The organism is Streptomyces sp. NPDC007945, from assembly GCF_042958885.1.
In the GTDB taxonomy this organism is placed as follows: domain Bacteria; phylum Actinomycetota; class Actinomycetes; order Streptomycetales; family Streptomycetaceae; genus Streptomyces.
This window is the reverse complement of sequence record NZ_JBIBJV010000013.1, coordinates 1-14,089: the sequence shown is the minus strand read 5'-3', so window position 1 is coordinate 14,089 and position 14,089 is coordinate 1. Positions and strand designations below refer to the sequence as shown.

Genomic DNA, 14,089 nt, shown 5'->3' with positions numbered 1-14,089 from the left:
CCTGCGCGGGGATGGCCCCCACCCCCTTGTGATCCAGTGGGAGAGGACGCCCCGCTCTCCGCCTGCGCGGGGATGGTCCCGCGACGACTCCGGCCGCGACGCCGCCGAGGGCGCTGCTCCCCGCCTGCGCGGGGATGGACCCCGGCCCGGTGTGCAGTCCGCGGACCTTTCCCACTGCTCCCTGCGCCCGCGGGGATAGTCCCATCGTCAACAAGTGGGATCCCAACTGGATCGCCTGCTCCCCGCGTCCGCGGGGATGGACCTTCCAGGCCGCACGCGTCCGGGGTGCCCTGTGGCTGCTCCCCGCGCCTGCAGGGATGGCCCCATCATGCGAGCCTGGGCCCGATCGTTGGCAGCCGGCTCCACCCTCGCGCGGGGAGGGACCTGGAAAGAATTGTTTCTAGTGCATGGTCGTCCCTGCTCCCTGCTCCCTGCTCGCGCGGGGATGGTCCCGCGTCAAGGTCGACCAAGGCGAGCGCCTCCGCCTGCTCCCCGCGCTGGCGGGGATGGACCCCCGGTGACTGCGCCACGCACGGCGGCTCCGGCTGCTCTCCGTCCGCGCGGGGATGGACCCTGGACGGCGCCGGTGAAGCACTCCGGGCAGCCCTGCTCCCCGCCCGTGCGGGGATGGACCTGCGGCGGCCGGCAACCAAATCCTCGCCCAGGCCTGCTCCCCGCGCCCGGGGGGAAGGCCCCGCTCTGCGGCAGGGCAGCGGGGTCCGCCTCGACTGTTCCCTCCCCCGCGCCTGCGGGGATGGTCCCGGGATCGCGGCCCCCTCCGTCCATACAGCGATCTGCTCCCCACGTTCGCGGGTCTGGCGGTGGCGGGGGAGTGGACCGCCGCCCACGATCGGCCCCGCGCCCGCGCCGCGCCCCCGCTTTGCTCCCCGCGCGGGGATGGCCCCATCCGGCGCGTAGCCGACGGCGGCATCGTCACCTGCTTCCCGCTCGCGCGGGGATGGCCCCAACACGTTCGGGCAGCTCATCAGAAAGGGTGACTGCTCCCCGCTCGCGTGGGGATGGCCCCGCCCATGCCCGTAGCGCGTCGGAAGGGCTCGACTGCTCCCCGCCTGCGCGGGGATGGTCCCTGGCCGATCAGCTCGCCGGTGTCCGGGTCGTACTGCTCCCCGCACGCGTGGGGGTGTCCCCAACCCCGGCGCCGGCGTTTCCGACCGGCTGCCGTCCGACCGGTGGGCCCGCACGGCCGCCGGTCTCGCCGCTGCCGGGGAGTGGGCCGCCGCTCCCGACTGTCCCGTGCCCGCGCCGCGCATCGGTCGCCGTCCGTTCGGAGGCGGTTCCGCCGGCCCTGGTTACCCCGGTCCGCGGAAGTAGAGCCCGGCTTTTCTTTCCGCCGGCCGCCGTCCCGGGCCCCGGTGGGGTCGGGTTCAGCCTGTGTTGATTGGGCGTGCGCGGGCCAGGCCCGGTGCCCAGCGCGCTCTGTGGGCAAGTACTACTGGGCCGCCCCTGTACGCTGTCTGACGGTTCCTCCGCCACGCCTGGGTGCTGCTCCCCGCCTGTGAGGGGATGATCCCCAGACAATCTTCGATCTCCTGGTTGCCCAGACTGCTCCCCGCCCGCGCGGGGATGGCCCCAACCCCTTCCTCATGGGCTCCGCCGTGGGCCTCTGCTCCCCGCCCGCGCGGGGATGGACCCCGGGCGGGCGCCAGAGCGGCGTAGCAATCGGCCTGCCCCCCGCGCCTGCGGGGACGGATCCTTCTTCGGCCAGGACCGCCACCCGGTCAAGAGCTGCTCCCCGCGCCTGCGGGGATGGCCCCGGACGCGGCGTCTGCCGCGCCTGCTCCATCAGCTGCTCCCCGCGCCTGGGGGGATGGCCCCCGACGACGTCGAGTCCTGGCGGGCCATGGGCCCTGCTCCCCGCGTCTGCGGGGATGGCCCCTGGGTGTTGGAGCCGGCCGGGAGGTCGGTGGGCTGCTCCCCGCGCCTGCGGGGATGGACCCTCACCTGGACCGATGAGGACCAGGCCCCCGAGCTGCTCCCCGCGCCTGCGGGGATGACCCCTGCGAGAGGGTGATCTGATTCCTGCTTTGCTCCTGCTCCCCGCCCACGCGGGGATGGTCTCGTGGCTGCGTGTCTCGACGGGCTCTGTCGTGGCTGCTTCCTGTTTGTTTGCGGTGGGTGGTGTTTGCCGGGGGCAGATGGTTGTCGGTGGTGTTTATGGCGGGTGGGTGTTTGTCGTGGTGGTGGGGGCGAGGGTTGGGGTGGTTGTGGGGTGTCTGGGAGTACGGCGGAGTCGGCTGGAGGGGCGGTTTCGATGGGTACGCCGGGTGGGTCGGCGCTCAGGCGGGCGCGGCGGGAGAAGAACTTGACGTTGGAGGAGGCGGTTGCGGCGCTGAATCGGATCACGGGTGGGACGAGTGATACGAGCCAGCTCAGTGCGTGGGAGTCGGGGCGGCGTACGGGGCTGCGGAACCGGCGGGGGCTGGTCGCGCTGTACGGGAAGCCGTCCGAGATGTTGTTCGCTCACCAGGACGGGCAGGACGGTGTGGCGCGTGTCCTGCATCAGGCGCCGGGGACGCTTGTGACGCGGTGGGCCGAGCTGGTGGAGGCGATGATCTCGGTGGTGGCCGGGGCGCGTGAGCACTTGGTGGTGACGGGCAGCCGGAGCCGGGAGAAGGCGTATCTCGAAGCGATCGAGACGGCCGTGGCGCGGTATCCGGGGCTGGTGCATACCCGTGTGCTGTACGGTCCGCCGAGCCATCCGGAGCTGGCTGGGCATCTGGTGCGGCTCATGGAGCTGAGGGACCCGGGCGAGCGGCGCAATGGCGTTCGGACCTTGAACATCGGCTATGCCGACCGGGGGGAGGCGCTGGAGCGGTTCTTCGTGGCGTCGGAGACGAAGGCTGTGGTGCCTTTGCCGTCCTTGCATAGCGCGGACGGCTTCGACTGCGGCATCGTCCTCGACGGTGAGGCGGCGGCCGGCCTGGTCCATCACGGACGTGAGGCGTGCGCGGCGGCGCGGCTGCTGGGCACGATACGAGAGGTGCGGGAACTGCCCGTGCGGCGCGGATAGGGAAGTCGGGGTGGGAAGGGCATGTTCGATGGCCTTCGGGAGGCCGGGCGGGACGAGACGATCCGGTCGGTGGTGGAGCTCGCGCAGGATCTCGTGCGCCGGCCGAGCCGCGGCGGGATCGACGACTACGGCCCGGTCCTGGGTTTCTTGGAGGAGTGGCTGTCCGCCCGTGCGGTGCCGCACCGGCGGCTGTATGACGGTGAGGGGGCCCTGGTCGGGCTGCTGGCCGAGGTGGCCGGCGGCCGGCCGGGTCCGTGGTGGACGCTGGACGCGTGCGTGGACACGGCGCCGTACGGCGACCTGGCCCGCTGGTCCTTTCCTCCGGCCTGCGGCGAGGTCCGGGACGGTTGGCTGCTGGGCCGGGGTGCGGCCGACTCCAAACTCGCCGCGGCGATGTACTGCCACCTCGCCGCCGGTCTCGCGGCCGGCCCGCGGGACTTCGCCGGTGGCCTCGCCGTGCTCCTGGACGTCGACGAGCACACGGGCGGCTTCGGTGGCGCACGCGCCTATCTCGCCGACCCTCATGCCGTCCGCCCGGCCGGGGTGATCATCGGCTACCCCGGCATGGACGAGGTCGTCGTCGGCGGGCGCGGCCTGTGGCGGGCCACCCTCACGGTGTACGCCCCGTCCGGACACTCCGGTTCCAGTCGCACGGTCACCAGCGCCATCATCCGCGCGGCGCGCCTGGTCGGCCTGCTCGACGCCGCCGACCTGCCCGGCGCGGACGGCGCCTCCGGGTTCCCGCTCGGGCCGAAGCTGACTGTCACTGCCTTTCACGGCGGCCGGGGGTTTTCCGTCACTCCCGATCGCGTCGACATCAACGTCGACACCCGCAATACCCCCCATTTCGATGCGCACGCCGCCGAGACCCTGGTCCGTAAGGCTGCTGCCGAGGTCGACGCCGAGCTGCCGGGCCCCGTGCCCACTTCGCTGTCTAAGGTCGCTTCCTGGCCGCCTTTCCGGCTGGAGGCGGACGAGCAGCCGGCCGCCGCGCTGCTGTCCGCGGCCCGGCAGGCGGGGCTCGACGTGCGCGCGAAGACCGCGGGCCCGTCGAACATCGGCAACCTCCTTGCCGGCCAGGGCATCCCCGCCACGGCCGGCTTCGGTGTCCCCTACGAGGGCCTGCACGGCATCGATGAGCGCGCGTCGCTGGCCGAGCTCGCGGACGTCTACGCCATCCACCAGCAGGCCGTGGACGAGCTCCTGGGCAGGCCCTTCGAAAGCCCGTGACCGTCCCTGCGTCACACCCTGCCGGGGGCTGCCGCACTGCGGCGGCCCCCGGGCTCGTTCGGGGCCGCCATCGGTTCGCCGCAGCCCCTACATTTCCCCCATCAATTCACCAACTCCCGCTCTAAAAATGGGAGTTCGGATCCGGTGTCATGGATGTGCACCACCCAGGAAGGTGCCACCGACACCAAGGAGACCGGCCATGGCCGAGCAGATCCAGACCACCGTTACCGCCGTCGACTTCACCGCGGAGATCAACACCTACGAGGTCGACGAGCTCACCCTCGGACGCCAGGCCTTCAACGACAGCGACAAGGACAACTACTTCGAGGGCTGATCAGCCCCGGCGTCACAGGCACCCGGGGGTCGTCGCACTGCGGCGGCCCCCGGGCGCGTTTCCGGAAACGACCAGGAGGCACAGAGGCATGGGAGAACAGTGGCTCGCCGGTGCACCGGCGGCCGTAGACACCGAAGGCAGCATCATCGCCCTCGACGACGTCCGTACCGGGCTTGGGGCGAAGGTGCGCAGCGTGACCGCAGAGGGTGCGGCGCTCGGGGTCGCCGGCGACTCCCCGGTGACCGAGGAGGATCTGGCCGGCGCGCTCGATGCTGTGCGTGCTGGCCGGTGGGAGGAGCTGACGGGCTGGCCGGGTTCGTACTGGGTGATCGCCGACAACGGGCGCGAGCGGGTCGTCTGCGGGGACCTGGCCGGTCTCCGGCCGGTCTACTACATCCCCGACGGCACGTGGGCGACGGACCTGCGTCGCCTGGGAAAGCCGCTGGTCCCCGATCTCGGCCTGGCGGCCGCGCGGATCGTCGCTGGGAGCGACCACTGGCCTGGGCGCAGTCCGTATGAAGGGATCGGCCTGGTGCCGGGCGGCTTCGCACTGCTGCTTCCGGCAGGCCGGGGGCCTCGGCTCGTCGACGTCACCGCGATCACGCTGGTCGAGGACCTTTCCGTGGGCGCCGCGCAGTTCGGGACCGCGCTTACCCGCGCGGTGCACCACCGGGTGAACGTCGCCGGTGCGCCGGTGGGGGCGGATTTGTCGGGAGGGCTGGACTCCTCTGCGGCCGTTGTGCTCGCCGCCCGGGCCGGCCAGGTGCGCGCGGTCACCTACACCGACGGGTACACCAGCGCCGAGGATGCGTCCTTCGCCGCCCAGGTCGCCGAGCACGCCGGCGTCACGCACACGATCGCGCACGGCAGCGACGGGACGCTGCCCTTCTCTTTCCCCGCCGGCCAGCCGACCGGTCTGGAGCCGGCGATGGGCGCAGCCCTGTACGAGATGGACCGGGCCTATCTGGCCCCGGTGGCCGGCCTGCCGCTTCACCTGACCGGGCATGGCGGCGATGTCGTGCTGGATGCGACCTCCTCGGTGTGGGTCCGGCTGCTCCAGGACGGCCGGCATCGGGCCGCGCGACGGCAGGCCGTCGCCTACGCCCGGATGCGGAACATGGCGCCGGGCCCGTTCTGGAGCGGCCTGAAGCAGACTGCGGCGCTCGGCCGGGCTGGGGCCCTGGAGCGGGCGGCGAAGGAGCTGGAGCACAACCGCCGACAGCCCGCGCAAGGGGTGCCGGGATGGTCTTGGTGCCGTCTGGGCGCGGCCGCGTCGTGGCTGACGGCCGACGGGCGCGCTCAGGTGGCCGCGCTGCTGCGGCAGGCCGCCGCCGACACCTCCCAGCCGGAGCAGGCCGACGAGAGCGACCAGTGGAGCGCGCTGCGGTTCACCGGCGCCACGGCACGGTCCTGGGCCCCCTACGCCGACGCGTTCGACATCAGCCCCGTCCACCCGTACCTCGACAACGTCGTGGTCCGCGCGGCCTTCGCCGTGCCGGCGGTGGCCCGCCGCGGTCACCACACCTTCAAGCCGCTCCTCGCAGCAGCCCTGCCCGATCTGCCGCCCTGGCTGCTCGGGCGCCGCTCCAAGGGCTCCTTCACCCCCCAAAGGGTCATGGCCTACCGGCAGCATCGCGCCCGGCTGGGCGGCCTTCTCGCCATCAGCCCCCTGGTCACGCACGGCCTGGTCGACCACGCGGCCGTCACGGCTTTCCTCGACCACCTCGGCCGGGGGCGCACCCCGATCGGGTCCGCAGACATGCACCAGATGCTGACGGTCTCCTGGTGGCTCGCCGGCGCCACCTCCTCCACGGGGGCATCATGCTGATGCCGGCAGCCCACATCCACCACACCGCCGACGAGCACGGGACCGTGATCCTCGACGCCCGAACCGGGAAATGGTCGCTGCTCGGCCCGGATGCTTCCCGTATCTGGCAGGCGATCGCCGCCAACGGAACCACCGACGGCCTCGCCGACCAGCTCGCGATCCCCACCGGCCGCGACCCGCACGCCGTACGCCAGGGCATCGACCATCTCGTCCAGCAGTGGAAACAGGACGGGCTCCTCACCGACCCCACCCACGCCCCGCGCCGACGGTGGTGGCGGCAATGACCGAGATGAAACCCGCCCCGCTCGCCACTCCCACCCTCCCCGAGCGAGCCGTCGCCGCCGCAGCGCTCGCGCTCTCCCTCGCAGCCGGCCGCCTGCCGCTACGCCACCGCATCGGTCTCGTCCGGGCCTTGCACCGCCTCCCAGTTGCCGGCCGCAGACGAGTCGTTCGACTCGACACAGCCGTACGCCACATCACCCCCACGTGGTGGCCGGGCCGGATCGCCTGCATGGAGATCAGCCTCGCCACCGTCCTCGCCACCGCCCTCACCGGCCGCCGCGCCTCCTGGGCTCTCGGCGCCCGCCGACTGCCCGATGCCGCGCACGCGTGGGTCGACACTCCCGAAGGCCCCGTCGGCCACGATGCCGGCGACGGCGGCGACCGTCCCTACACCCGCGTCCTGTCCGTTCCCTGAGAGCCTCCTCCGCCCAGCCGGCCGTGGCCCGGGGACACGCCTCCACCCCCGGGCCACAACCTCACGATCAGGTGAATTCCTGAACGTGAAGTTGACGAATCGATTGTCTGACCGGCACTGATGCGCACATGCCTGCGACAATCCCATTGTCGCGTGAGGCCGCGGCGCGCGTTCCTGGGCCCGTGAATTCTACCGCCACCATCACGCCGCAGGCCTCCACCGTCAGCCAGCCTCCCGTCATGCGCCTGGCCTCCGACCGGTACCAGGACGCCACCGCAACCATGTCGACGTGGTCGATCGCCCGCCGTCTGCCGAAGACCCTCGGCGAAGCGATCCGGCTGGGCTGGGCCACCGACCACCGCGCCGTCCTGTCCCTGACCGCCTGCCAGATCGCCGCCGCCCTGCTCACCGCCATCGCGCTCGCCGCGACCACCCGCGTGCTGGCCGGCCTGTTCACGGGCAGCGACATCGTCACCGGACTCCAGGACCATGCCGGGGCCGTAGCCGTACTGGGCATCGCCCTGTGCGGCCGCTACGTCTTCGACGCCGCCGCCCGAGGCGCCGCCGCCCGCCTGGCCCCCAAGGTCGTCCGGGAAGCCGACCTCCGCGTCATCACCGCCTCCACCGAGGCCGAGCTCGCCGCCTACGACGACCCCGAGTTCGAAAACGCCCGCCAAGCCGCCGCCGACGGCGCCGACAAAACCCGCGACCTCATCCTCGACGCCCAGCTCCTCACCTCCGCCACCGCCCAGATCGTCGCCGCCGCGACCGTCGTCGCCGTCCTGCACCCCGCCGTCCTCGGCCTCCTCCTGCTCGCCGCCGCCCCGTGCGCCTGGGGTGCCGTCCGTGCGGCGCGCATCGAGCACGCCGCCCACCACCGCAGCCTCGGCGACTCCCGCCTCCGCCAGGTCTTCCGCTCCTACACCGCCGAACACGCCACCGCCGACGAGGTCCGCGCCGGCACCATGGCCGACTTCCTCACCACCCAGTACCGGATCATCTCCAGCCGCCTGGAGACCGAACAGCTCACCGCCACCCGCAAGGCCCCCTGACCGTGCGCGGCATCGGCGACGCCCTCACCGCTCTCGCCACGGCCACCGCGTGGACCGCCCTCGTCCTGCTCGTCTCCGCCGGACACATCAAGCTCGCCGCAGCCGGCGCCGCCGCGCTCGCCCTGCGCACGGCCTCCGCCGCACTCGCCACCAGCGTCCGCGCCGGCGCCGGACTCTTCCGCACCTCGCTCGCCGTCGGAGACTGGCACCGCTTCCTTGCCGTCGCCGGCCCCTGGCGAGCCCACCGAGGCACGGCCCGCATTCCGCAGACCGGCCCCGAGGTCATCAGCGTCACCGGCGCCGCCTTCACCTACCCTGGCGCCGACCGGCCGGCGCTCACCGGCATCGACATCGACCTGAAGCGCGGCGAGGTCGTCGCGCTCGTCGGCGAGAACGGCTCCGGCAAGACCACACTGTCCAAGCTCCTCACCGGCTTGTACCTACCCACCAGCGGAACTGTCCGCTGGGACGGCATCGACCTCGCCGACGCCGACCCGGCCACCGTCTACCCGCACATCGGACTGGTCCCACAGGACTACACCCGTTGGCCGCTCGACGCCCGCGCCAACGTGCACCTCGGCCAGCCCCGCCCTGAGGGCGACGCCGCCATCCACACCGCGGCCGAGGCCTCCGGCGCTGACACCGTCATCGCCCAGCTCCCCCAAGGCCTCGACACCTCCCTCGCCCGCTCCTGGTGGGGCGGACACGACCTCTCCGGCGGCCAATGGCAACGCCTCGCCATCGCCCGCGCGTTCCACCGCGACGCACCCGTCCTCGTCATGGACGAACCGACCGCCGCCCTCGACGCCCGCGCCGAACACCGCATCGTCACCCGCCTCAAAGCCCTCGCCGCCGGCCGGGCCACACTCTTCATCACCCACCGCCTCGCCACCGCCCGTCTCGCCGACCGCATCGTCGTCCTCGAAAACGGCCGCATCATCGAATCGGGCACATACGACGAACTCACACAGCAAGGATCCGGCTCCACCTTCTCCGAGATGCTCCAGCTCCAAGAGGGCGCCGACTGACGCAGCCAGGGCCGATCGCGGAACCTCAGGCCGGAACCCGCCGCACTCCCGCGACAAAGCCGCGAACCACTTCGACAACAACGCCACCACCCACGCGCTGCAGACAGCCGGGCACACCGCGCACATCACCGTCCGCAACCACATCGCCCGCCGCTTTGGCGAGGCCGAGGCCGAACGCGAGGGAGAAGGGACTCGTCACCTGGGCGCTGCCCTGCGACCCGCCCGCGCAGAGTGGACCTGCGGCGAGACTTCGGTGCCGGCCCAGGACCGCCTGCCCCCCACCCCTGCGGGATGCCGCCGCCGTCGCCTACGGAGGCTGCTTCCCGTGCCTGTGGAGATGAGCCGAGGTGCAGGGAGCTGTCCCACAGGTGGCCGGTCTCCTCTTTGCTTGCAGAGGAGGTGGTGGGTGGTTTGTCTGTTTCGGTCAAAGTTGCTTGGGGAGGGGCCTGCGTAGAGTAGAACTGCAGGTCAGGAAGACTGCTCCCCGCACTCGCGGGGATGGACCCCCCAAGCTGGTCGATGGGGGTCCAGTCCATGACTGCTCCCCGCACTCGCGGGGATGGACCCAGCGACGTCATGCCGCCCTGGATGCCCTCCGGCTGCTCCCCGCACTCGCGGGGATGGACCCACAGCCCCCACACGCAGCCACCGAGCCCGGCACTGCTCCCCGCACTCGCGGGGATGGACCCCTGTCCGCCCTCGCGTCGGTGAACTTCTTCACCTGCTCCCCGCACCCGCCAGGGATGGACCCGTCGACTACGGCCTGGTGGAGATGCGCCGGGACTGCTCCCCGTATCCGCGGGGATGGACCCTCCCGGTCCACGCCGTCCATGCACTGGAGCGCCTGCTCCCCGCGCCTGCGGGGATGGACCCCTGACGGTCAACTCGGGCGGTGACTGGGGCTGCTCTTCGCGCCCGTAGGGATGGTCCCCATCTCATGGAGATTGCCGCCTGGTTCGTGTTCTGCTCCCCGCGCTCGCGGGGCTTGTGGGCTTGCGGGTGCCCGGGTTGGGGGCTGGGGGCTGGGGGTTGGGGGCTGGGGGCTGGGGGTTTTGTCTGATTCGGTGAAAGTTGCTTGGGAGCGGGTTGGTCTCGGGTAGAACTGCAGGTCAGGAAGTCTGCTCCCCGCCCGCGCGGGGATGGCCCCGTGATCGACACGATCCGCGAGGGCGGCCCCTACTGCTCCCCGCCCGCGCGGGGATGGCCCCCGCCGGGGACGGGTCGAACGGTGGGGACGGCGCTGCTCCCCGCCCGCGCGGGGATGGCCCCGCCCTCGGAGGCGCGCTCGCCGACGGAGTCACCTGCTCCCCGCCCGCGCGGGGATGGCCCCCACAGGACGAAGCGGAGCTGTTCTGGAGTGAACTGCTCCCCGCCCGCGCGGGGATGGCCCCCGCATGACGTTCGACGGCTACGTCCTGGCCGCCTGCTCCCCGCCCGCGCGGGGATGGACCCCGGCCGAAGGGGTGAGGCGTGTATCCCGTCAGCTGCTCCCTGCTCGTGCGGGGATGGGCCCAGGCGCAGGGCGCCGTCCCGCAGTTGGTCGGTCCTCTGTCCGCTCGCGGGATGTTGGGTGGTTTGTCTGTTTCGGTGAAAGTTGCTCGGGGAGGGGTTTGGGTGGGGTAGAACTGCAGGTCAGGCAGACTGCTCCCCGCGCCTGCGGGGATGGACCCGGCCAACCGAGGTTCCTTGGGCTTCGCCCATCCTGCTCCCCGCGCCTGCGGGGATGGACCCCACCCACTGACTCCTGCCCCCGTACAGGGGCGCTGCTCCCCGCGCCTGCGGGGATGGACCCCAGCTCAGGACGGCCTTGCCTGCGCCGACGGTCTGCTCCCCGCGCCTGCGGGGATGGACCCGGCAAGAGGTACGCGCCGGGGGAGACCTCCTCCCTGCTCCCCGCGCCTGCGGGGATGGACCGTAGACGACCAGGAGGTAGACGGCGAGGACGAGCTGCTCCCCGGGCCTGCGGGGATGGACCCAAGGCGTTGGGTTCTTTGCCCGTACGGGGTGCCTGCTCCCCGCGCCTGCGGGGATGGACCCGTCGGGCACGGCAGCTCGGTGCAGTTCTTCGGCTGCTCCCCGCGCCTGCGGGGATGGACCCCCGCCGGTGGAGAGCATGTCCAGCGGGATGGTCTGCTCCCCGCGCCTGCGGGGATGGACCCCTGCCGCCACCGCCCAGTGAGCGGACTTTTTCCTGCTCCCCGCGCCTGCGGGGATGGACCCGCGGTCCTCGATGCGGATGGCGCGCAGAACGGCTGCTCCCCGCGCCTGCGGGGATGGACCCTGGACGTGCGCTCGGGGGACATGGGGTATCCGCTGCTCCCCGCGCCTGCGGGGATGGACCCTCGCGGAGGCCCAGGCCGCGCTCTTCGCACGTCTGCTCCCCGCGCCTGCGGGGATGGACCCAGAACTGGTGGGCAGCCGAGGACGAGACCGATCTGCTCCCCGCGCCCGCGGGGGTGGACCCCACGCTCAGCGTCGACGTCGCCCACGCCGCGCCTGCTCCCCGCGCCTGCGGGGATGGACCCCCTTCTTCAGGTTGCAGGTCGGGCAAAGGGCTCTGCTCCCCGCGCCTGCGGGGATGGACCCAGGGCTGAAGACATGGTCAGGGCCGTCACGTACTGCTCCCCGCGCCTGCGGGGATGGACCTCTGCCCCGTTGGCGCGGGGCAGATCTCGGGAGCTGCTCCCCGCGCCTGCGGGGATGGACCCTGGTGAGACCGTCCTACGCGCGCGCGGGCCGGCTGCTCCCCGCGCCTGCGGGGATGGACCCTCGGGCGGACAGGCGCCAGGTCGGACAGCGAACTGCTCCCCGCGCCTGCGGGGATGGACCCGGAGCGACGAATGCGTGAGACGTACGACGAGCCTGCTCCCCGCGCCTGCGGGGATGGACCCCCGCCCCACTTCACGAAGCTCGCCAGCTCCCACTGCTCCCCGCGCCTGCGGGGATGGACCCGCCGCCATCCTCGCGGTCGTGCCGTCGCCTACCTGCTCCCCGCTCGTGCGGGGATGGCCCCTGTGTCGATTTCGGCGCCGATGCCTCTCCTATAGCGTCAGGAGAGGCATGGTGGTCTCCCTCTCGCGAGGGTCGGGCGGCGGGCCGTCGGCCCCTGTGGTTGCCGGAAATTTCTGGCGCTCCGTCACCGGGCGGGGGACTGGGTCGGTGAGCACCGCGCCGCACCGCACCGTCGTCCGCTGGGTCCCGGCCCCGACGTCCTTCCGTCCGACTGGTGGGCCCGTACGGCCGCGGGCTTGGCCGCCGCCGGCGAATGCACTGCCGCTCCCGACACCACCCCGGCGCCCGCGCCGTGCGCTGACCGGTGCTCCCTTGGCGACGGTCCCGCCGACCCTGGCCGACCCCGGCCCCGAGGGGCTGACCGCCCGCCCGTGCCTCGCCTGGTTGGCATCCTCGGTTTGGTTGGCGGTGTGGGGGTAGGTGGTGTGGTGGAGCGACTGGAACCCCTCCTTGGGCCGGCCGTGCGCGTACGTCCCCCGGCGCGTGCGGCCGGCCTTCGCGGTTGTCCCTCACCGGGTGTCTGGGAGGCCGGGTCCTTCTCGCCCGTGCGGCGGCTCCTCGGTCTTCTCGTCGGTCTCGACGCCGAGCTGGTCTTCATCCGCTGGTTCTTCTTCGTCGAGTTGGTCGAGCTGCTCCTCGTCGATCGGTCTCGACGTCGAGCTGGGCTTCGCCCGCTGGTTCTTCTTCGCCGGGTTGGTCCTGGTGCTCCTCGTCCGCCGGCCTCGACGCCCGCCCGGCGCCTGGCCCTCCTCCTCGTCCGCCTGGTCCGCTTGGTCCGTCTTGTCGTCCGTCTCGTCCTCGTTGAGGTCGTGGTGTTGCTCGTCCGGGGCTCGGTCCCGCCCCTGTGTGCCGCCTGTGGCGGTCTTTCGTCTGGTCCGGGTCTTCGGGGTGCGAGGTGGGTTCAACGGGGCCGGGAGGTGGGCGTATGGCGCTTCGTGCTCGGCGGCGGGGCGGGAAGGTGGGGGAGGGGCCCGGGGCGTGTTCGTCCTCTCCGATGCCTGCGTGCTGGCGGGCTCGTTCTCCCGGCCGCGCGTTCGTTGTGGGTGTCGGTGGGTGGTGGCTGTTGGTTGGTGCGGGTTTTCGGGTGGGGCGGGTTGGTTTTCGGGGCGGCTCCGGGTTGGTTTTCGCGGTGGCCTTGGTGGTGGTTTTCGGGTGGCGTGCGGGCGGGGTGCCGGCCGGGTGCGGGGCCGTGGTGGTCGGGCGTGCCGGGCGCGGCCGGGCGGGGGTTCGGCGGGTTCACCGGCCGGGTGGCGGAGGTCCCGCACGAGTTCAAATCGGAGGTTAAATCCACGCTTGTGGTGGGTGTGGCTCACCACGGAGCTGGCGGGGGTCGACCTGATAGGCCGACCCCCTGTTTTTCCTGGTGAACGGCCGTGCTGATAGGTCTTCCTGATAGGGGTGTGGTGAGTTCCCTGGGGAGTGCCCGGCAGGCCTCCCCGGCCCCCGGCGGGCCCCTGGATTTATCCCCACCAGGTGCTGCTCCCGGGTTCTTCCCCGGCCCCTTCCGGCAACCCGTCCCGGCCAGGCCCCCGGGCCTCTCGGACAGGATGGCCGGCCCCCTCTCCACCCCACTCCCAAGGCCCGTCCCGCACCCGGTTTCCCTGCTCTCCAACGTCCTGGGCGTATGGCTCGGTTCTGCCATTTCTACATGCTGCATCACTCTGATGCAGCCCCGGTCAGCCTCCCTCCGTAGCCAGCCGCCCGCGCAGCGGGCTCGGGTCCGGGAGCGCAGCGGACGGGCCCACCCGCCGTGCGCAGCACGGGGGGTGACGGGGCGCCAGCCCCGGCGGTCGGAGCGCAGCGGAGACCGCGTCCTGGAGCGCAGCGGAAGGACTCCCGAGGGGCGGAGCCCCTCGGGCTCGAACCCCCGGGCTGCG

Annotated in this window: 9 protein-coding genes and 3 CRISPR repeat arrays; of the genes, 8 read left to right on the top strand and 1 reads right to left on the bottom strand. The window is 72.5% G+C overall.

Features of this window, described 5'->3' with window-relative positions:
* Positions 1-2,323 precede the first annotated feature (2,323 nt).
* From ACFZCF_RS29500 to ACFZCF_RS29465, 8 genes are all read left to right on the top strand, one after another.
* Positions 2,324-3,031 (top strand): XRE family transcriptional regulator, encoded by a 708-nt coding sequence (locus ACFZCF_RS29500; RefSeq protein ID WP_391290004.1) that lies wholly within the window; start codon positions 2,324-2,326, stop codon positions 3,029-3,031.
* A gap of 21 nt (positions 3,032-3,052) precedes the next feature.
* Positions 3,053-4,261 (top strand): M20/M25/M40 family metallo-hydrolase, encoded by a 1,209-nt coding sequence (locus ACFZCF_RS29495; RefSeq protein WP_391290002.1) that lies wholly within the window; start codon positions 3,053-3,055, stop codon positions 4,259-4,261.
* A gap of 199 nt (positions 4,262-4,460) precedes the next feature.
* Positions 4,461-4,595 (top strand): hypothetical protein, encoded by a 135-nt coding sequence (locus ACFZCF_RS29490; RefSeq protein WP_391290000.1) that lies wholly within the window; start codon positions 4,461-4,463, stop codon positions 4,593-4,595.
* An 88-nt stretch (positions 4,596-4,683) separates the two neighbouring features.
* Complete coding sequence (locus ACFZCF_RS29485; RefSeq protein WP_391289998.1) at positions 4,684-6,423, top strand: asparagine synthase-related protein; 1,740 nt, start codon at positions 4,684-4,686, stop codon at positions 6,421-6,423.
* The gene (locus ACFZCF_RS29480) at positions 6,417-6,707 is read left to right on the top strand and encodes a PqqD family peptide modification chaperone (protein WP_391289996.1); all 291 of its coding nucleotides are present in this window, start codon (positions 6,417-6,419) and stop codon (positions 6,705-6,707) included. The genes ACFZCF_RS29485 and ACFZCF_RS29480 overlap by 7 nt, the downstream gene beginning before the upstream one ends.
* Positions 6,704-7,120 (top strand): lasso peptide biosynthesis B2 protein, encoded by a 417-nt coding sequence (locus ACFZCF_RS29475; RefSeq protein WP_391289994.1) that lies wholly within the window; start codon positions 6,704-6,706, stop codon positions 7,118-7,120. The genes ACFZCF_RS29480 and ACFZCF_RS29475 overlap by 4 nt, the downstream gene beginning before the upstream one ends.
* Before the next feature lie 182 nt (positions 7,121-7,302).
* Positions 7,303-8,172: a hypothetical protein gene (locus ACFZCF_RS29470; protein ID WP_391289993.1), complete on the top strand. Its 870-nt coding sequence runs from the start codon at positions 7,303-7,305 to the stop codon at positions 8,170-8,172.
* A 2-nt stretch (positions 8,173-8,174) separates the two neighbouring features.
* On the top strand, positions 8,175-9,200 hold the full coding sequence (locus ACFZCF_RS29465; RefSeq protein ID WP_391289990.1) for an ATP-binding cassette domain-containing protein: 1,026 nt from the start codon (positions 8,175-8,177) through the stop codon (positions 9,198-9,200).
* Between the two features lie 477 nt (positions 9,201-9,677).
* Positions 9,678-10,132: a CRISPR direct-repeat array (repeat unit 29 nt; unit sequence CTGCTCCCCGCACTCGCGGGGATGGACCC).
* A gap of 186 nt (positions 10,133-10,318) precedes the next feature.
* Positions 10,319-10,709: direct repeats of the CRISPR family, unit length 25 nt; unit sequence CTGCTCCCCGCCCGCGCGGGGATGG.
* A gap of 132 nt (positions 10,710-10,841) precedes the next feature.
* Positions 10,842-12,213: a CRISPR direct-repeat array (repeat unit 29 nt; unit sequence CTGCTCCCCGCGCCTGCGGGGATGGACCC).
* Between the two features lie 508 nt (positions 12,214-12,721).
* Here the strand turns inward: ACFZCF_RS29465 and ACFZCF_RS29460 are convergent.
* Positions 12,722-13,117 carry a hypothetical protein gene (locus tag ACFZCF_RS29460; protein WP_391289988.1) on the bottom strand — a complete coding sequence of 132 codons (396 nt, stop codon included), beginning with the start codon at positions 13,115-13,117 and terminating at the stop codon, positions 12,722-12,724.
* Between the last annotated feature and the right edge of the window lie 972 nt (positions 13,118-14,089).

Bases quoted from the DNA above. Each gene is read 5' to 3' on its own strand.
- ACFZCF_RS29495 (WP_391290002.1), top strand. From the start codon at position 3,053: ATGTTCGATGGCCTTCGGGAGGCCGGGCGGGACGAGACGATCCGGTCG.
- ACFZCF_RS29490 (WP_391290000.1), top strand. From the start codon at position 4,461: ATGGCCGAGCAGATCCAGACCACCGTTACCGCCGTCGACTTCACCGCG.
- ACFZCF_RS29485 (WP_391289998.1), top strand. From the start codon at position 4,684: ATGGGAGAACAGTGGCTCGCCGGTGCACCGGCGGCCGTAGACACCGAA.
- ACFZCF_RS29480 (WP_391289996.1), top strand. From the start codon at position 6,417: ATGCTGATGCCGGCAGCCCACATCCACCACACCGCCGACGAGCACGGG.
- ACFZCF_RS29475 (WP_391289994.1), top strand. From the start codon at position 6,704: ATGACCGAGATGAAACCCGCCCCGCTCGCCACTCCCACCCTCCCCGAG.